This is a genomic window from Arthrobacter sp. YA7-1 (assembly GCF_025960325.1).
GTDB lineage: Bacteria > Actinomycetota > Actinomycetes > Actinomycetales > Micrococcaceae > Arthrobacter > Arthrobacter bambusae_A.
In genome coordinates, this window is sequence record NZ_CP110114.1 from 1,330,180 (window position 1) to 1,348,351 (window position 18,172).

The window sequence follows — 18,172 nt, forward strand, 5'->3', positions numbered from 1 at the left end:
GGCGACAGCGGCAATGAATTCGAAAATTCCAACCCTTGCTTCGATTGCCCATTCAATCGATGACCAAATGCTTGCATGGGCGGTCTTTAACTAACAACGAGTGGTGTTACCCGTCTTTCGCTGTCAAAAGCGAGTGGTACTACTTGTTTCGACATTCTTTGCTGGGAAAACGACGGCGACACACCCTCTTTTGGGGCGTGTCGCCGTCGTCCGCGTTCAAAAGAGGTCAGAAGTGGTGGAGTGACGCTTAAACGACTGTGGCCCCGGACCGAAGTCCGGGGCCACAGCGTTTGAAGTTGGGTTCTTAGCTCTCGCCGGCCGAGTTGGAGCGGCCGAGGATGGTCTGCGGGATCCAGAACGCGAGGCCAAAGAGGACCAGGCAGACGGCCATCGGCCACGTGTTCTCAAGCGTCAGGAACGTGAGGGAGTAGATGGCGCCGAGGAAGAGGACCATGCTGATCACAAAGAGCAGAATGCTCTGGCCCAGCGGGTTCTCTTTTTCGATGGGCTGGCTGGTGTTCTGTGACATGCTTTCCTCCTCGGCCCCGAGGGGCTCAAAAACTATGGCGGCTGCCGGGAAACTCAGTACGCGGATGAACCTTGTTCACCTTTGACGATGGCAATTCCGGAGCTCGCACCGATACGTGTTGCACCAGCAGCAATCATAGCCTGTGCATCGGCCAGGGAGCGTACTCCGCCGGAGGCTTTGACGCCGAGGTCCGGCCCCACGGTGTTGCGCATGAGGGCCACGTCTTCCACCGTGGCGCCGCCACCGTTGAAGCCGGTTGAGGTCTTGACGAAGTCCGCCCCTGCCTCCACGGATGCCTCGCAAGCCAGGACCTTTTGCTCGTCATTCAGCAGGGCGGTCTCGATAATGACCTTCAGGATGGCTCCGCCCGCGTGGACCGCCTCCGCTACGGCCGTGATGTCATCCACCAACGCGCCTTTGTCTCCAGCGCGGGCCGCGGCGATGTTGATCACCATGTCCACTTCATCCGCACCGTCCAACACTGCGCCGCGTGCTTCGAAAGCCTTGACGTCGCTGGGTGTGGCGCCGAGCGGGAATCCGACGACCGAGCAGGTGAGCACTCCGGAACCCTTGAGTGCCTTGGTGACGGTCTTGACCCAAATCGGATTGACGCACACGGACTTGAACTTGTACTCCGCGGCCTCCGCGCAGATCTGGCGCACCTCGGCTTCGCTGGCCTCTGGCTTGAGGAGCGTGTGGTCGATGTAGGAGGCGATGCTTGCACTATTGTCCAGTGCGGGGGAGGCTTCGTTGCTCATGGAGGTCCTTCCGTGGCGGGCCGGATGTGCCGCACGGGTCGCGGCTCGTCAAATGACCATCTTGCCACACTGCCCGGGCGCCGCGGAGGCTCCCTGTGGGGCGCCGGGGCGCCCGGTATCGGGCTCCCCGGCCCCCAGTCCGGCGAAGGCACCCGGCTGCGTCGTCTCAGGCCGCGGCGACGGCGGAGCGTGCTGAACGCGGGGACTGCGCGGGGCTGGAGGAGCGGAGCCTGGCGTCTTCCTCGAGCCGGGCGGCGCAATGGGCCGCCGCTGCATTCGAGGAGAACACGAGACCAAGGCGCATGCCGTCCCGGGAGGCGGCGTCGCCGATCGCCCAGATGCCTGGCACCGACGTGGCGAAGTCGCGCCCCACCCTGATGCCGCCGTCGGGAGCTGTTTGCAGGCCCGCGCTTTCAGCGAGCCCGTTGCGGGGGAGCCGTTCCTCGGCGAGCACCACAAGATCGCCGTTCATGCTGCTCCCGTCCTCGAAAATGATCCCGGTGGCCGGCAGGGCCGAACCGGCGACGGAAGGCATGACAGCGGCCGGCCGCAAGGTGGTTCGGATAGGCCGGACTCCGCGGGCACGCAGCACAGCCTCGGCCTGGCCGGCTGCCGGACCGGTGCCAACCAAAATGCCCAGCGGCCGACGGCCCAGAACGCGGGTGATGTCCTGGACTGCGGTGCCGATCTGTTCGGCGTCGTCGATGGTGGAGTAACTCAGGCTCCGCGCGGCGCCTTGGACCGGGGGAAACATGGGGGAGGAGCCGGTGGCAATGACCAGCTGATCGTAGGGGAACTCGAGGCCCTCCGTGGTGGTGACCGTGCGGGCGTCGGCATCGATGAAGCTCGCGGCCTGGCCGAAACGCATGGAGACCTGGGGGAGGGCGGCGAGCTCCAGGAGCTCATCCGGGCAATCGTCGCGGTTGCTCAGGACGGTGATGGTGCCGTGGAATGCAGCCGTTCCCGGCTGTCGCGATGTAGCGCTGCTGCCTGTCAGCCGACGGACCAGGGCCTGGGCTGCGGGCCCGGCTCCGGCGATGACGAGGTGGATGGAGCCTGCGGACGGGGTGATGGACATGGCGGGTCCCTTCGCTGAACTGAGCTGTGGTGGATGTGCCTGTGCCCAGCGTAGGCGCGGGGTTTTTCGGTGGTGTTTCCCCGTTGTTGCCATTTGGCGGTGACCCGTTCCCTAATGGTTACCGGCCGGTAATGAGCTGGGTCACACGGGCGCGGGCGCGGCAACAATTCGGGACAGTTAGTGCGCAGTGCGGGAGCGGTCCGGAGGCGCCAACCACTGCTGACCTTGGCCAAGCCCGACGACGCTGTCCATCGTGCCTGCGCCCCCGAGGGCCGCCGCACTTGCTTGCGTGGAAGCCGTAAGGAACCAGCCCTCGACGTGGTCGTCCAGGAGGCTATGAGCGTGGGGAAGCCACCCGGTGAACACTGGCTCGGGTGCCACCTGGAGGGCTTTCAAGGGTGCGACGCCGGGAGCGTCGCCCAAGACGAGCCGCGCCTTGGCCTGCCTGCCGTAGGCGACGTTCGCCGTGCCCTCTACATAGCTGTCCGACTTCCAGAGCATCCCACGGAAGGCGCAGTAGTTGGAGACGGCGAGCCCCACCGGGAGCCCGACCGGAGGAGGCTTTTCGATTTCGACATAGCAGCCCAGCATTCCGTCCTGGTCGTACTGGGCTGAGACGGTGGCGTCCGTGACTACGAAGTCGAGGTTGGCCTGATGCTTGGGCATGCCCCAGATTCCCTTGCCGCCCTTGACCGAGATTTCGGTGTTGACCGGCAGGTCCAACACGAAGAGGCCCAGCCTGAACGACTTCTGGAAGATGAGCGGCAGGAACGGCGGGACGGGCCGGCTGCCGTGGGTGACGGCAATGGCCAGGGAATATTCGATGTATGTGCCGATATCCGTCGACGTATGGTTGACCACCATGACCATCAGCAGGGCCTTGCCCCCGAAGCTGAAGGGCCGCAATTCCTTGCCTGGGAGCAGTCCAGCGGCGGCGCGTTTGTTGATGGGAAAGGCCGCCATCAGCATGGGGGAGTCGTTCGACTCAAGCGGCATCACATGATTGATGCCATCCACTTTGGCGTACTGGCCGCTGAGTCTGGTCTGGCGGCGTGGGACCGGTGAGGGAAGCAAGCTGTGGAAGGACCTGTGCATCGCCGCATGCAGCTGTGCGAAGTTTTTCATGGCCGTTCCTCGGGACCAACAGCGAATCTACGGCCATGGTCCCACCGGGCCGGGCATCTGTCCATGACGCGGACTTAGCGCCTGGGCGCCGCCGTCGAGTTGCGGATGACCAGTTCGGGCGTGAGGCGCTCGTCCGCGACGGGAGCCTCGGGATTGTTGAGCCGGTCCATGGCCACGGCTCCGGCGACGCTTCCCAGTTCCATCGCGTGGAGGTCGACCGACGTCAGGTCGATGCCGTGGAGCCGGCCGGTCCGTGAGTTGTCGTAGCCCACCAGCGACAGGTCCCCGGGAACGGCGAGGCCCCTGGCGTAGGCAGCTTCGCGTGCCGCCATGGCGAACTGGTCATTGTGGGCGAAGACGGCGGTCGGGCGGTCCGCTGAGCCAAGAATTTCAACTGCGGCACGCTGTCCGGCAGCCTGGGTGAAGTCATCCGCCGGTACGGTCCAGGGAACCAGGCCGGCGTCGCGCATCGTCTTTTCGTAGCTTTTCCGCCGGACCGTGTGGCCGTGATAATCGGGTCCAGCCAGATGGGCGATCCGGGTGTGTCCAAGGCCGAGGAGGTGTTCGGTAGCGGCGCGGGCGCCGGCGTCGTCGTCCGAATAGACGCTGTCGACGCCGGGTACCGGCCGCGCGACGCTGACGATCGGGACTATTTGTGCAAGTTCCTGCACCCGTTCGTCCGGGTCGAGCAGCGTTGCGGCGATGATGATCCCCACCCGCGCCTCGATCAGCGATTCCACGGCACCCGGATCCACGCCGTCGATAGACTGGGAGACGCTCAGGATGAGTCGGTTGCGCGCCTGGGGGAGCGCCATCCTGACGCCGCTGAGGATGTCGGCGTAGACCTCGTTGTGGATGTCCATCAAATAGAGCCCGACGGCGGAGCGATGCTTGCGTGCCAGGTCGGCGGCGGCCGCGTTGGGCCGGTAGCCGAGACGTTTTGCCGCGTCGAAGATGGCCTGTTTCGTCTCGCCGCTGACACCGGGTGCATCGCGGAAGGCGAAAGACACAAGCGTGCGGGAGACGCCGACTTCACGGGCCACATCGCTCTGTGTCGCGGGACGAAGCTGCCGGTCAAGACCCATGGGTTCATCTTCCCACGGCGCAGAGGTCTCAATTAAGTCATTTGTTAGATTGACCTTACATTTAACCCTTTCGCGCGTTAGTCTGTAATTCAGCGCGGGTGTATGACCCGCATCACAAGACAAAGGAGTCCTGATGTCTGCAACGCAAAGCCATAGGGGAGCCGGCAGCGCAATCGCGCTTCCTCCACTGACGAGCGGCCCGCACCGCAAGCGCCTTGGCATGGTCGCCCTGATCGCCACCTTCGGCGGTCTGCTGTTCGGCTATGACACGGGGGTCATCAACGGGGCGCTCCGGCCGATGACGGCCGAGCTCGGCCTCACCCCGTTCACCGAGGGCATCGTCGCCAGCTCGCTCGTCTTCGCCGCGGCAATCGGCGCGCTCTCGGGCGGCCGCGTCTCCGACGGGTGGGGTCGGCGCAAGACGATCATTCTGCTGGCTGTGCTGTTCTTCGCCGGCACCCTGGTGTGCGTGTTCACACCGAGCTTCGGCGTGCTCGTCGTCGGCCGCGTCCTGCTCGGTCTTGCCGTGGGCGGCGCCTCTGCGGTGGTCCCGGTGTTCCTCGCAGAGATGGCCCCGTATGAGATCCGCGGCTCCCTCGCGGGCCGCAACGAGCTCATGATCGTCGTCGGCCAGCTGGCCGCCTTCGTGGTCAACGCCATCATCGGCATCGTGTGGGGCGACATCCCCGGCGTGTGGCGCATCATGCTTGCGGTCTGCGCGTTGCCGGCGATCGCGCTGTTCTTCGGGATGCTCCGCGTGCCCGAGTCGCCGCGCTGGCTCGTCGAGAAGGGCCGGCACGACGAAGCCCTCGCCGTGCTGCAGTCCGTCCGCTCCGAGGACCGTGCCCTTGCCGAGCTCGGCGAGGTCGAGAGCGTCGCCAAGGAAGAGCAGCAGAGCCAGCAGATCGGTTGGCGTGCGGTCTTCAGCAACAAGAACCTGTTCCGCATCCTGCTCGTGGGCATCGGCCTGGGCGTCGCCCAACAGCTGACCGGCATCAACTCGATCATGTACTACGGCCAGACGGTGCTCGTCGAGTCTGGCTTCAACGAGAGCGGCGCGCTCATCGCGAACATCGCGCCCGGCGTGATCGCCGTGATCGGCGGCGTCATCGCCTTGTCTCTCATGGACCGGATCGACCGTCGCAAGACCTTCATCCTGGGCCTCACGCTGACCACCAGCTGCCACCTGCTCATCGGCTTCGCCTCCATGATGCTGCCCGTGGGCAACCCGATCCGCCCGTACCTGATCCTCTTCCTGGTGGTTGCCTTCGTCGGGTCCATGCAGACGTTCTTGAACGTCGCGGTGTGGGTCTACTTGTCGGAGGTCTTCCCGCTGCACATGCGCGGCTTCGGCACCGGCGTCTCGATCTTCTTCCTCTGGGTCGTCAACGGCTTCCTTTCGCTGTTCTTCCCGTCGTTGGTCGCGGGGGTCGGGATCACCGGCACGTTCTTCCTCTTCGCCGTCGTCGGGGCGCTCGCCCTGGTCTTCGTCGTCAAGCAGGTTCCCGAAACCCGTGGCCGCACCCTGGAAGCACTCGAGGAAGACGTCACCACCGGTGCCATCTACCTCGTCCACAAGAGCCAGGGCTAGACGCGGAGCCGATAGCCCCGCTTGACTACGGTTTCCACGAGCTTCCCGTCCGGCAGCGAGGACCGCAAGCGGCTCACCGTCATGTCCAAGGCATGGACCGAGCCACGCAATTCCAGTAGGTCTGATAGCGCCTCGCGGGACAGCACGGCGCCCCCGGCTCCCAAAAGCGCCCGCAGCAGGAGCAGCGGAGCCGGGGCCAGCTCCACCACGGAACCATCGATCCTCAAACAGCGGCCCCGGAGCTCGATATGCCCGGCGGGCGTGTCGAGCCGGCGCACATGGTTCAAGGCCAGGTGTTCCGTCACGAGGCGGATGAGCGCACCCATGCGGTAGCGGTCCGGGATGAGCGGAGAGAGCCCGGCGTCGATCAGCGGCTGTGCGGTGACGGGCCCGACGGCGGCGACGGTCACCTGGGTCTTGAGGGCATCGACCAGCTGCCGGTACAGGCCCATCTCGTGGGCCGTGCTCCACATGGCGTCTACCGCGGGCGCGCTCGTAAAGGTGAGCACATCCAAGTCCCCAGAGCATGCGGCTTCGATAAGGCGCGGCAGCTTGTCTTCGCCGTCGGGCTTGACCCAGCGGTAGGGCGTGACGGTGAGGACCGTCGCGCCGGACATCCTTAGGCGTTCCAGCTGGCGGACGTCGGTGTAGCCGTGCAATTGCACGGCGACGGTCTTCCCCCGGACGCCTTCGTGAAGGAGCATGTCCACCAGCGTGGCGGTGGTTTCGTCACTGCTGATCCCGACGTCGGCAAGTCCTGCCGCGCGGACCGCACCCCGCGCCTTGGGTCCCCGCACGAACATGCGGCAGGCGGCCAGGACGTCGAGGAGTTGCTCGCCGATGCCGAAGGAGTCCGCGGCCTCGCACCAGCGCCGCATGCCGTAGGCGGTGGTTGCGATGCAGATATCGGGCTTGGCGGCGATGATCGTTTTCGTGTCCTCGATGAGCGTCACGTCTTCCTGGACCGGGGCGATCTTCAGCGCCGGGGCGTGCAGCACCGAAGCGCCACGCCGTTCGAGCGCCTCGATCAAGTCGCGTGAACGCCGGTGTGAAGTCACTCCGATGCGGAAACCGTCCAAGGGCGCGTCGTCGTTTAATGCCTGGGTGGCCAACGCCGAGCCAGCATCGAGGGAATCAAGGGCATTCAACGTAGTCATGTGTATTCTTTCAGGCTTCGAGGAGGGAAGCTGCGAGGCGGTCCAGGTCTGCCGTGGCTTCGGCGTGGCTGCGGTTGGCTTCGGCCACCCGGACCACCTCGCCGATGACCAGGACGGCCGGGTTGGTACAGCCGGCGGCCGCGGTTTCGATGGTACCGAGTTCGGCGATCGTGGTGCGTTGTCCGGGGCGGTAGCCGCGTTCGACGACGGCCATGGGCATTGCGGGATCCATCCCGGCCCGCCTTAGCCCGGCGGCGAGTTGGGGGAGGGTCCCGATGCCCATCAGGACCACGATGGTCCCGCCAAGCCCGGCGAGGTGCGTGTGCTCTTTTTCGGTCAGGGGTGCGTGGCCGGAGACCACCGTGAACATGTGGCTGACCTCGCGGTGCGTGACGGGAATGCCTGCGGCCGCGGGGACCGAGATGGCGCTCGTGACGCCGGAGATGACGCGGACGGGGACACCCGCCTGCACGCAGGCGCTGACTTCTTCGCCGCCGCGGCCGAACACATAGGGGTCACCGCCTTTGAGCCGGACCACATTCTTGCCGCTCAATGCGGCGTCCACCATGAGCTTTTCGATGTCGCATTGGGCGACCTTGTGGTGCCCCGGGCGCTTGCCGACATCCACCATCTCCGCGGACGTGAGTTGCGCCAGCTCCGCGTAGGGGGCAAGCCGGTCGTAGAAGACGACGTCGGCGTCCCGCAGCGCGTTGACCCCGCCCACCGTGAGCAGGTCAAGGGCGCCGGGTCCGCCGCCGACCAAGGTGACGTGGCCTGACCCGCCTGCGGGAGGTTCGCTGGCGACAGGAATCCCCGCTTCGCGGCAGCGTTCGAGCAGGGGTTCCCATCCGGGCTGGCCGTCGTCGACTGCCGCGACCAGGAAGGGGCGCTCGGGCAGCGGGCCGTCAGCGCCGGCGCCGTCGGGGGTGCTGAGCCGATGGACGACGGCGCCGGCGGCTTCGAAGCGCCGGACCGCTTGGCGTGCGGCGTGGGCCGAGCCGGTGACCAGAACGTCGCGGCCTGTGAGGTCGAGGGTGAGCTGCATGGCTTGGTGCTCCTTAGTCCTGGCCGCGGACGGGGATGGTGCTGGCGATGAGGACGCCGCCCTTTTCCTCGTTGGTGGCGGGGCGGATCTGGCCGCGTTCGGGGACGAACGCAATGGCCTCGTCCTTCTGGTCGGGGGCGTTGACGAAGGAACGGAAGCGGCGCAGGCGTTCCGGGTCCTTGAGGGTTTCGGCCCATTCGTCCTGGTAGTTCTCTACATGCCGGGCCATGGCGGCCTCGAGCTCGTTGGCGATGCCGAGGGAGTCGTGGATGATGACGTCTTCGATGTGCTTGAGGCCGCCGTCGAGTTCTTCCTGCCAGCGGGCGGTGCGCTGCAGGCGGTCGGCGGTGCGGATGTAGTACATGAGGTAACGGTCGATGTATGTGATCAGGGTGTCGTCGTCCAGGTCCTGGGCGAGGAGTTGGGCATGGGCGGGCAGGAAGCCGCCGTTGCCGCCGACGTACAGGTTCCAGCCTTTGTCGGTGGCGATGACGCCGACATCCTTGCCTCGGGCTTCGGCGCACTCGCGGGCGCAGCCGGAGACGCCCATTTTGAGCTTGTGCGGGCTGCGCAGTCCACGGTAGCGCAGTTCCAAATTGATGGCCATGGCGACCGAGTCCTGGACGCCGAAGCGGCACCAGGTGGAGCCGACGCAGGATTTCACGGTACGCAGGCTCTTGCCGTAGGCCTGGCCGGACTCGAATCCGGCGTCGACGAGTTCCTTCCAGATCTCCGGGAGCTGTTCGAGGCGGGCCCCGAACATGTCGATCCGCTGCCCGCCTGTGATCTTCGTGTAGAGCCCGTACTTCTCGGCGACGGCGGCAATGACCCCGAGGCCCTTCGGCGTGATTTCGCCGCCGGCGATGCGGGGGACCACGGAGTAGGTGCCGTCCTTTTGCATGTTGGCCAGGGCGCGGTCGTTGGTGTCCTGGAGGGTGCCGCGCCCGGCGCCCAAGACGTATTCGCTGTTCTGCGAGGCGAGAATCGAGGCGATGGTGGGCTTGCAGATGTCGCAGCCCGCGCCGGTGCCGTATTTCGCCAGGATGTCCTCGAAGGAGGTCAGTTCCAGGACACGGATGGCGTCGAAGAGCTCCTGGCGGGAGAGGCTGAAGTGCTCGCACAGGGCCTTGGAGACTTCGATGCCGGATTTCTTCAGTTCCCCTTCGAGGAGTTTCTTGAGCATCGGGACGCAGGAGCCGCACTGCGTCCCGGCCCGCGTACAGGTCTTCAGCTCACCGAGTTCCTGGACGGGGGCGTTCCCGTCGCAGGAGCCGCAACCGTTGATGGCGTCGCGGACGCTGCCTGCGGCCACGTTGTTGCAGGAGCACAGGATCGCGTCGTCCGGCAGTTCGGTGTCGGGCGCGTCGCCGCCGCCCGCGGCGGTGAGGTAGGCGCCGGGTTCGGCGGGAAGTTCGCGGCCGAGCAAGGGGCGCAGGCTCATGTAGGGGGTGGCGTCGCCGACGAAGATGCCGCCCAGGAGGGTCTTGGCGTCGTCGGTGGTGACGATTTTCTGGTAGACGCCCCGGGCCGGGTCGGCATAGACGATTTCCAGGGAGTGTTCGGTGGTGGCGAAGGCGTCGCCGAAGCTGGCAACGTCCACGCCGGAGAGCTTGAGCTTGGTGGCGGTGTCAAAGCCGGGGAAGGTCGCCTGCCCGCCGTGCAGCCGGTCGGCCACGATCTCGGCCATGGTGTTCGCCGGCGCCACGAGTCCCAGGCACATGCCCTCGAAGTTCGCCACCTCACCGATGGCCCAAACACCGGGGACCGGCGTGGCGCAATGGTCGTTGATGACCACGCCACCTTTCTTGCCGAGTTCGAACAGCTGTTCTGCGCCGTCCGCATTGTCCTCGGCGCGAAACAGTTCATCGCGGGGGCGGATGCCGATGGACGCGATGACCATGTCCGCGGGGATGATGCGGCCGTCCTTCATGAGGACTCCGGTGACCCGGCCGTCGTCGTCGGACAATACTTCGGCGGGGTAGGTTCCCGTCAGCACTTCGAGTCCCTTGGCAGCGACCAGCCGGCCCAATGCCTGGCCGGCGCCCTCATCCAGCTGGGCGTTCATAAGCCAGCGCGAGCCGTTGATGACAGTGGCTTGCGCGCCCAGCTCCATGGTGCCGGCTGCTGCTTCCAAGCCGAGGAGGCCGCCGCCGATGGTGACGGTCCTGACGGTCCGCCCGAGCGTCTCCCTGAGTTCGGCGATGGCATTGTTGATGGCCCACACGTCGTCGAGGGTGCGGTAGACATGGGCGAGCTCACCGCCGGGGAAGGGGAGCCGTGCCGCGTCCGAGCCGGTGGCCACCACCAGGTGGTCGAAGCCGTACGTATTGCCGGCCGCGGTTTCCACGGACTTGGCCTCGGGATTGATCTTGACCACTCGTTCGCCCGTGCGCAGGTCCAGGGCCTCGTGCTCCCACATGGACATGTCCCCCAGGCTGAGGTCGTAGTCCACGTCGGTCAGTGCCTTGCTCAAGGTGACCCGGTCATACGGAACGTGATCTTCCTCGGCCAGGACCGTGACGTGCCAGCCCTCAAGACCGCGGGTATGCATGGCATCGGCGAAACGGTGGGCCGCAGGGCCCCCGCCCGCCACGACAATACGGCGCAGGTTTTCTGGGGTGGAGGTGTGTCCGGTCACTGGTGGCCTTTCGCATACGCCGCAGAACGTGCTCCGCAACTTGTCGTTTCAGACTACGGACGGGCAGTTTCTCCTCAGTTTCCCTTTTGTTTCGTGGTCTTAACTTCTGGGTCACGATTGGATGTCGGGTCGCGTGAGGTCTCTTTTACGCACCGGACACATTGACTGCGATCGAGTGAAACACTGCCCGCCTACCTTGAAGGTATGGCTGCTGCGCGGCCAGGGCCTGAAAGGAAGGGCAGCATTTGTCCCGACGCAGGCATAGTGGAAAGGGTTGACATGACCGTCATTCTGGAACGGGAAGAACAACTGACGAGCGCGTCGACGGCGTCGGGCTGGCACCGGATATGCCCGTTGGATGAGCTGGAGCCGGCTTGGGGCGAGGCAGCGTTGATCGACGGCGTGCAGGTGGCGCTCTTCCGTGTCGACGCCGAAAATGTCTACGCGGTTGCCCAGCAGGACCCTGCAACTTTGGCCAACGTCATGGCCCGCGGCATTACCGGTTCCCGGGGATCACGCCCCACCATCGCCTCGCCGTTGCACAAGGAGGTCTACGACCTGCAGACCGGTGAGTGCTATTCCAACCCCGGGCTCCGGCTTCCGGCATTCAAGACCCGGATGGTTGACGGTTTCATCGAGGTCGAAGTCTAACTAGAGCCCGAGCGCCTCGCGGACGTCCGCGAGGATGTGATCCAAAGTGGTTCGCGCTGCCTGCCGGGTTTCCGCGAGTTCCGCCGCCGATCCGACCGGCTTGATGACCTCCAGGTAGCACTTGAGCTTCGGCTCGGTGCCGCTGGGCCGGATGATGACGCGGCTTAGGTCCTTGGTCAGGTAGAGGAGGCCGTCCGTCGGCGGCAACTGCTCGCTTCCCTCGGCCAAGTCCACAAAGGTCTCGATGGCGGATCCGCCGAAGGATTCCGGGGGATCGGCCCGGAGCCGGTTCATCATGGCGTCCAGCAATCCAAGGTCCGCCACCCGGATGCTGAGTTGGTCACTCGCATGCAGGCCGTGCACCAGGTAGATCTCGTCCAAGGTGTCGAAGATCGTCTTTCCTTCGGCCGTGGCCGCCGCAGCCAGTTCGGCGATGAGCAAGGAGGCCGAAATGCCATCCTTGTCCCTGACGAGTTCGGGTGCCACGCAGTAGCCCAGGGCCTCTTCGTAGCCGTAAACCAGCCCGGGCACTCGGGAAATCCACTTGAATCCTGTCAGGGTCTCCTCATGCGCGAAGCCAGCCGCAGCAGCGATGCGGGAGAGCAGCCGGGACGAGACGATCGAATTGGCAAATACACCCCGGCTTGAGTCGCTTTGCCGGACGTCGGCGGCGTGCCGGGCCACGACATGTGCCCCAAGCAGGGCTCCTACTTCGTCGCCGCGCAACATCCGCCAAGCACCCGTGTCCGGGTCCTTCGCCGCCACGGCCGCACGGTCGGCGTCGGGGTCGTTGGCCAGCACGATATCGGCATCCAAACGCGCCGCTGCCGCCAAAGCCAGGTCCAGCGCGCCGGGTTCTTCCGGGTTGGGGAAGCTGACCGTGGGGAAATCCGGGTCCGGGGCTGCTTGCTCTTCCACGAGTGAGACGTCCGTGAAGCCCGCGGCATTGAGTACCGACACCGCAGTCTCGCCGCCCACGCCATGCATGGGGGTCAGGACGATCTTCAGCTCGCGGGCCGGAAAGTTTTCGACGTCGGCCAGGCCGGCCATTGCGGCCTCGTACTCGCCGGTGATGGAGCCGGGGAGCACGGTCCAGCCGGATTCAGCCAGTTCAATGGAATCCAAAGAGCCCACGGCTTCGATGCTTGCGGCTATCTGCGAATCGTAGGGCGCCACGATCTGGGACCCTTGGCCGCTTTCCTCAACAGCCCGGCCGCCCAGGTACACCTTGTATCCGTTGTCCTGCGGGGGGTTATGGCTCGCTGTGACCATGACGCCGCCGTCGCAATCAAGGGAACGGACCGCGTACGCCAGCAGCGGGGTAGGAAGCGCCGAAGGCATCAGGAAGGTGTCGATTCCCGCGGCCGTGAAGATTGCCGCCGTTTCCAGGGCGAAGACATCCGAGTTGTGCCTCGCGTCATAGCCGACGACGGCGCGCGGCCGCGTTCCGGGGGAAGCCGCCTCAACGGCGTCCTTGAGGAAGGCCGCCAAACCTGCCGCTGCGCGCCGCACCACCACGCGGTTCATCCTGTTGGGACCTGGGCCGAGGGCTGCCCGGAGTCCCGCGGTACCGAACTGCAGGGTTCCACTGAAGCTGTCTTCAAGCTGTTGACGGGCTGCAGCGACGCCGCTGGAGGCGAGTCCGGTCAGTTCGGCCAGTGCTGCCGCAGTGATCGGGTCCGGGTCCTGGGCAGCCCACTCGCCGGCGTCGGATATCAGCTTTTCAAATTCGGCATCGCTCGATGTCATAGGAACAAAGCTATCGTCAAAGAGATTGAATGCCGAGGTCACGAGCTATGGCAGCCGTCACAGTCCGGTCGCCCCCACCCCAACTGACTCGCATTTGTTGTCGTTATGGGGCGTTTTAACGACAAGTACTGCGAGTCAGTTGGGATGCCGGGGGCGGTTCCGCTGTTCGTGGTGGCGCTATTTGGCAGCTTGGGTCGAGCGGGTCCGCACCAGGGCTGTGACGCCGACGGCCAGGCCGATGAGGCCGGCCGCGAGGCCGAACCAGCCGGCCGTGGATCCGGCGTCGCTCGTCGACGCCGCAGCTGACGGAGCAGGTGTCGCGGACGGTGAGGACGTGGAAGCCGCGGCATCGTCACTAGCTGTGGTCACGAACGAAGGAGCCGGGTGTTCCGGTTCGGGCTGTCCCGCAACGGTCTTCTCGTCCCATTTCACTACTGAGCCGTCGGTGTACGTCTGGGTCGCCGGCAGCGACACAGTGGTGCCGGCGTCGGGCAGGACCCCCACGGAGATCGAGAACGCCTGGTATTCGTTCTGCCCGATCTGGTGGGCGGCGTCCGCAGTCCACACCACTGAACTGATCGCCTTGGTCACTGTTGCTCCGGCAACCGTGATGGGCTTGGGCAGGGTGGTGGTGACGAGCTGGGCCGTCCAGCCCTCAACGGGTTTCACGGACACCGAGTTGAAGGGTGTATCGGTGGGGAGGGCGACTTCGAGCTTGTTGGTCTTGGCTGTCGCGGACTCGTTGGGGACGTTGAAGGTCAGGTGGGTGTAGCCACCAGCTGCGGGGTCGTCGGGATTGACGTTGACGTGTGCTGAGGCGGCTGAGACGCCGAAGGCGAGCAGCCCCGCGGCCATCATGGCAGCGGAGGCGGTTTTGAGGGTACGGCGGCGTGAGGATTTCATGGCAAGGTGCCCTTTCACAAATGAAAAGCGGTGGGTGGCCGGGCGGACGTGGGTCCGGACCGGTGAAGGCAGCGAGTCGCCGCCGGGACCCTTTCCGTGTGTGATGACGGGTCTTAGGCGGCGGGCACCAGGGTGGGTGGACCGCGCCGCGAGGGAAGCCGCAGTCCGGCAAGGCCGCGAGGACGCACAGCCGGAGGCGTGCAGGGGGCTGGGGCGCGGAGCGGCTGAATCGCTGTTGGAGCCGGCAGTTGGACCAACGGTCGCAGCCACGATGCCAAGGCCCACAGCGCTTGTTCGCCGCGTGCAAGCACCAGCGCAGTGCCCGCGGTTGCCAGGGTGTGCGCCGCGAGCATCTGCCAGTCGCTTGCCGCGGCGTGGCTCGAGGCGATGACGCCTACGGCGTCGGGTGCCGGCGACCAAGGGACATGTCCAGCATGCCCGGACGGTAATTGGGCCGCGGTGGAGGTCCCGGACAGGGCGCCGAACGCCCAGTGAAGACAGAGCTGCCCGGCCCCTAGTAGTCCTGCGAGGGCCGGAAACGACAGCCGGGCGCGCGTCAGGATGGCGACAGGGAGGATCGTCAAAGCACAGAGCGCCGTCAAAATGGCTGGCGCCGGAAGGTTTCCGCCGCCGGCAAGGTGACCACCCGCGGCCAAGCCCAGGATGATTGCGCCGATCAGGGTTGTTCGTAATAGCCGGAAAGGCGCGGATGTCATGATCGGCGGTCCTTTCCGGTTCGGTGGCAGTGGCGGAGAATCACTCAAATTCTACGGTGCCGCCCGGGCCCGAAGCGCCGGGGAGCTTTGACCCCCCGGCACTCGATCAAAGTTTGGCGATGATGTCCGCCAGGAGGCGCGAAATGCGTGCACCCGCCGTCTGGCCCGCCTCGATGACTTCCTGGTGGCTCAGCGGTACCGGGCTGATGCCTGCGGCGAGGTTTGTCACCAACGAGATGCCGAAGACCTCCATGCCTGCATGCCGGCCGGCGATCGTTTCCAAAGCAGTGGACATGCCCACCAGGTCCGCGCCGATTCGCTTGGCGTACTGGACCTCGGCCGGAGTTTCGTAGTGCGGGCCTGTGAACTGGGCGTAGACGCCTTCATCAAGCGTCGGATCCACTTCGCGGGCCAGGCCACGGATGCGCGAGGAGTACAGGTCCGTGAGGTCGACGAACGTGGCGCCTTCAAGGGGCGAAGCCGCCGTCAGGTTGATGTGGTCACTGATGAGCACGGGAGTTCCGGGGGTCCAGGCCTCGTTCAATCCGCCGCAACCGTTGGTTACCACCAAGGTCTTGCATCCGGCCGCCGCGGCCGTGCGCACGCCGTGGACCACTGCGCGGACGCCTTTGCCTTCGTAGTAGTGGGTGCGCGCGCCCAGGACGAGGGCCCGCTTGCCCTGCTTCGTCAGGACCGAGCGGATGGTGCCCACATGCCCCTCAACGGCAGGAGCATGGAAGCCGGGAACCTCCGACGCCGTGAGGGTCGCCGTCGTTTCGCCTATGAGGTCCGCAGCCGCGCCCCAGCCTGAGCCGAGGACGAGCGCGACGTCGTGCGATTCGACGCCGGTCTCCGCCGCGATGTAGTCGGCCGCAGCTTTGGCGGCCTCGAATGGGTCTGTTTTCATCAGCTCTGTGTTACTCACTGGTACAAACTACAGTGCCGCGCGCGCTGTTGAACAGGGCGCAGTCGGGCAGGTAAACGGCCTCGGCGGGCGTCCTCAGGCGGGGCTTAGTGGCAGGTCCGCCGGCATTAAGTGAGAATTGAACATTGTGACCATGCATCCAGACTTCAGCTCACCACGAATCGCGATCCTGGGCGGAGGTCCAGGCGGATATGAAGCGGCCATGGTCGCAGCGCACCTGGGCGCGCGGGTAACCCTCATCGAGCGCGCCGGGCTCGGCGGCTCAGCCGTCCTCACCGACGTCGTACCTTCCAAAACCCTGATCGCGACGGCGGATCTCATGACCCGCGTCGGCGAGGCGGGGGAGCTGGGAGTCAAGTTCGCCGTCGACGGCGGCGATGTAGCGCCGCGCATGCGCGCGGACCTCGCACACATCAATGACCGCGTGCTGCACCTCGCGCGGGAGCAGTCCGACGACATCCGGGTGGGCCTCGAAAACCTGGGCGTGGAAATCCTGATGGGCTCCGGCAAGCTCCTCGACAACCACACCATCGAGGTCATCACCTCGGACGGCGTCAAGACGATCACCGCCGACGCCATTCTTCTCGCTGTCGGCGCCCACCCGCGCGAGCTGCCCACGGCAAAGCCCGACGGTGAGCGCATCCTGAACTGGGCACAGATCTACAACCTCGAGGAGCTTCCGGAAGACCTGATCGTCGTCGGTTCCGGCGTCACCGGCGCAGAGTTCGCTTCCGCCTACAACGGCCTTGGCTCGAACGTCACCCTGATTTCGAGCCGCGACCAGGTGCTTCCCGGCTCGGACACCGACGCGGCCCAGGTCCTTGAGGGTGTCTTCAAGCGACGCGGCGTGCGCGTTCTGTCCCGCTCGCGCGCGGAGGCGGTTGAGAGGACCGACGCCGGCGTGAAGGTGACGCTCGGCGATGGCAGCACCGTCTCGGGCAGCCACTGCCTCGTGTGTGTTGGCTCCATCCCGAACACTGACGGAATGGGCTTGGAAGAAGCCGGCGTGGCTGTCACGGAGTCCGGCCACATCAAGGTCGACGGCGTGTCCCGCACCACGGCGCCGAACATCTACGCGGCGGGCGACTGCACCGGGATCCTGGCCCTCGCCTCGGTCGCTGCCATGCAAGGCCGCATCGCGGTTGCGCACTTCCTGGGCGACGCGGTCATGCCGATCAAGCTCCGCCAGGTGGCGTCAAACATCTTCACTTCACCGGAAATCGCCTCCGTGGGCGTCTCCGAGGCCGACCTCGAATCCGGCAAATACCAGGGTGACGTGGTCATGCTCTCCTTGCTGAGCAACGCCCGCGCCAAGATGCGCAATTCCAAGGACGGCTTCGTCAAGATCATCGCGCGCAAGGGTTCGGGCACCGTGATCGGCGGCGTCGTCGTTGGACCGAACGCCTCCGAGTTGATCTTCCCGATCGCCGTCGCAGTGAAGCAGAAACTGCATGTCGACGACCTCGCGAGTACCTTTACCGTGTACCCCTCGCTGACCGGGTCCATCTCGGAAGCTGCGCGACGGTTGCACGTGCATATGTAGGGCATGGCTCTCGACTCGCATTCGGATTTGTGACACATTAAATGCCCCGCGACGCGCGTATTCGCGTGTCGTGGGGCATTTTGCGTCGCGTGAAACCAGATGCGCCATCCAAACCGCTCCGTACTCGCGGTGGATCGGACATCCCACTACCCGCCAGGCCGCTGCGCCCGGCGGCGGGTTCGTCGTGTTCCGTAAGGTGCGCGGTCCTCGGAAGGTGACGGCGGCTGCCCAAGCGCCGGGTCAAATGCCGGGGCCGCGCCGGCTCGCCCTGCTGGATCCGCCCGAGGATCGCGACCGCGGTCACGACGGCGGCGGCGGTGATCCGCAGCGGGTTCTGGTGGGCGCACTCGCGGCGTTGCGCTCGCTGGCACGGACGGCGGTGGACGACGTCGGGCCGCTGGGGCTGCAGGATTCCGCCGCGTTTGCTTCCCGTGTGGAGGAACTCTCCCGCACGCTGGACTATTTGCAGCTTGCTGTGCAGCCACCACCACCATCTGATCCACTCATCCAAGTCCGAACCGGCTTGCCTTGGTTCATCCCGCCACCCCACATCGACCCACGGCAAAGACCACGCAAGAACCGCTACTTTCAGCTGTGACCACGTGTGTCCGTGTGATGGAAACTGTCAGGCTAGGCGATGCACGGGCAGCTATCGGCAACCGCAACAACGCCGAACCCA

16 protein-coding genes are annotated in these 18,172 nt (G+C 65.7%); 4 read left to right on the top strand and 12 right to left on the bottom strand.

Translation table 11 applies throughout. The features are described 5' to 3' along the window. Nucleotides 1-304: 304 nt before the first annotated feature. From OIT41_RS06195 to OIT41_RS06215, 5 genes are all read right to left on the bottom strand, one after another. A complete protein-coding gene (locus OIT41_RS06195) occupies nucleotides 305-529 on the bottom strand; it encodes a hypothetical protein (RefSeq protein WP_078105872.1) in 225 nt (74 codons plus the stop codon). A gap of 53 nt (nucleotides 530-582) precedes the next feature. Further along, nucleotides 583-1,287, bottom strand: coding sequence for a deoxyribose-phosphate aldolase (gene deoC, locus OIT41_RS06200; protein WP_241707955.1), 705 nt, complete (start codon nucleotides 1,285-1,287; stop codon nucleotides 583-585). A gap of 166 nt (nucleotides 1,288-1,453) precedes the next feature. Continuing rightward, nucleotides 1,454-2,365 carry an FAD-dependent oxidoreductase gene (locus tag OIT41_RS06205; RefSeq protein WP_241707954.1) on the bottom strand — a complete coding sequence of 304 codons (912 nt, stop codon included), beginning with the start codon at nucleotides 2,363-2,365 and terminating at the stop codon, nucleotides 1,454-1,456. A 177-nt stretch (nucleotides 2,366-2,542) separates the two neighbouring features. Then, nucleotides 2,543-3,490, bottom strand: a complete 948-nt coding sequence (locus tag OIT41_RS06210) for an acetoacetate decarboxylase family protein (RefSeq protein WP_264637583.1) — start codon at nucleotides 3,488-3,490, stop codon at nucleotides 2,543-2,545. Between the two features lie 74 nt (nucleotides 3,491-3,564). Then, nucleotides 3,565-4,575, bottom strand: a complete 1,011-nt coding sequence (locus OIT41_RS06215) for a LacI family DNA-binding transcriptional regulator (RefSeq protein WP_241707952.1) — start codon at nucleotides 4,573-4,575, stop codon at nucleotides 3,565-3,567. A 133-nt stretch (nucleotides 4,576-4,708) separates the two neighbouring features. Between OIT41_RS06215 and OIT41_RS06220 the strand changes: the two genes are divergently transcribed. After that, complete coding sequence (locus tag OIT41_RS06220; protein ID WP_274619665.1) at nucleotides 4,709-6,166, top strand: sugar porter family MFS transporter; 1,458 nt, start codon at nucleotides 4,709-4,711, stop codon at nucleotides 6,164-6,166. Here the strand turns inward: OIT41_RS06220 and OIT41_RS06225 are convergent. From OIT41_RS06225 to nirB, 3 genes are read right to left on the bottom strand one after another with little or no spacing between them, the layout of a single operon-like run. Continuing rightward, nucleotides 6,163-7,323, bottom strand: a complete 1,161-nt coding sequence (locus OIT41_RS06225; RefSeq protein ID WP_241707951.1) for a uroporphyrinogen-III synthase — start codon at nucleotides 7,321-7,323, stop codon at nucleotides 6,163-6,165. The two genes, OIT41_RS06220 and OIT41_RS06225, sit on opposite strands and share 4 nt — an antisense overlap. A 10-nt stretch (nucleotides 7,324-7,333) precedes the next feature. Then, nucleotides 7,334-8,368 carry a uroporphyrinogen-III C-methyltransferase gene (gene cobA / locus OIT41_RS06230; RefSeq protein WP_241707950.1) on the bottom strand — a complete coding sequence of 345 codons (1,035 nt, stop codon included), beginning with the start codon at nucleotides 8,366-8,368 and terminating at the stop codon, nucleotides 7,334-7,336. Nucleotides 8,369-8,381: 13 nt separating this feature from the next. Then, a complete protein-coding gene (gene nirB / locus OIT41_RS06235) occupies nucleotides 8,382-11,006 on the bottom strand; it encodes a nitrite reductase large subunit NirB (protein ID WP_241707949.1) in 2,625 nt (874 codons plus the stop codon). Nucleotides 11,007-11,285: 279 nt separating this feature from the next. Between nirB and nirD the strand changes: the two genes are divergently transcribed. Further along, nucleotides 11,286-11,657 (top strand): nitrite reductase small subunit NirD, encoded by a 372-nt coding sequence (gene nirD, locus OIT41_RS06240; RefSeq protein ID WP_078105873.1) that lies wholly within the window; start codon nucleotides 11,286-11,288, stop codon nucleotides 11,655-11,657. On the opposite strand, the gene OIT41_RS06245 is transcribed toward nirD, so the two are convergent. The 4 genes from OIT41_RS06245 to OIT41_RS06260 form a co-directional block, all read right to left on the bottom strand. Beyond that, nucleotides 11,658-13,406 carry a phospho-sugar mutase gene (locus tag OIT41_RS06245; protein WP_241707948.1) on the bottom strand — a complete coding sequence of 583 codons (1,749 nt, stop codon included), beginning with the start codon at nucleotides 13,404-13,406 and terminating at the stop codon, nucleotides 11,658-11,660. Nucleotides 13,407-13,583: 177 nt separating this feature from the next. Further along, on the bottom strand, nucleotides 13,584-14,309 hold the full coding sequence (locus OIT41_RS06250; RefSeq protein ID WP_241707947.1) for a YcnI family protein: 726 nt from the start codon (nucleotides 14,307-14,309) through the stop codon (nucleotides 13,584-13,586). Nucleotides 14,310-14,422: 113 nt separating this feature from the next. Next, on the bottom strand, nucleotides 14,423-15,025 hold the full coding sequence (locus OIT41_RS06255) for a hypothetical protein (protein WP_241707946.1): 603 nt from the start codon (nucleotides 15,023-15,025) through the stop codon (nucleotides 14,423-14,425). Nucleotides 15,026-15,131: 106 nt separating this feature from the next. Beyond that, nucleotides 15,132-15,932 carry a purine-nucleoside phosphorylase gene (locus tag OIT41_RS06260; protein ID WP_241707945.1) on the bottom strand — a complete coding sequence of 267 codons (801 nt, stop codon included), beginning with the start codon at nucleotides 15,930-15,932 and terminating at the stop codon, nucleotides 15,132-15,134. Nucleotides 15,933-16,077: 145 nt separating this feature from the next. Here OIT41_RS06260 and OIT41_RS06265 point away from each other — a divergent pair, with 145 nt between their 5' ends. Together OIT41_RS06265 and OIT41_RS06270 are read left to right on the top strand one after the other, a co-directional pair. After that, entirely contained in the window at nucleotides 16,078-17,493 is a 1,416-nt protein-coding gene (locus tag OIT41_RS06265) for an NAD(P)H-quinone dehydrogenase (protein ID WP_241707944.1), read from the top strand. Between the two features lie 244 nt (nucleotides 17,494-17,737). After that, the gene (locus OIT41_RS06270) at nucleotides 17,738-18,091 is read left to right on the top strand and encodes a hypothetical protein (RefSeq protein WP_241707992.1); all 354 of its coding nucleotides are present in this window, start codon (nucleotides 17,738-17,740) and stop codon (nucleotides 18,089-18,091) included. The last annotated feature ends 81 nt before the right edge of the window (nucleotides 18,092-18,172 follow it).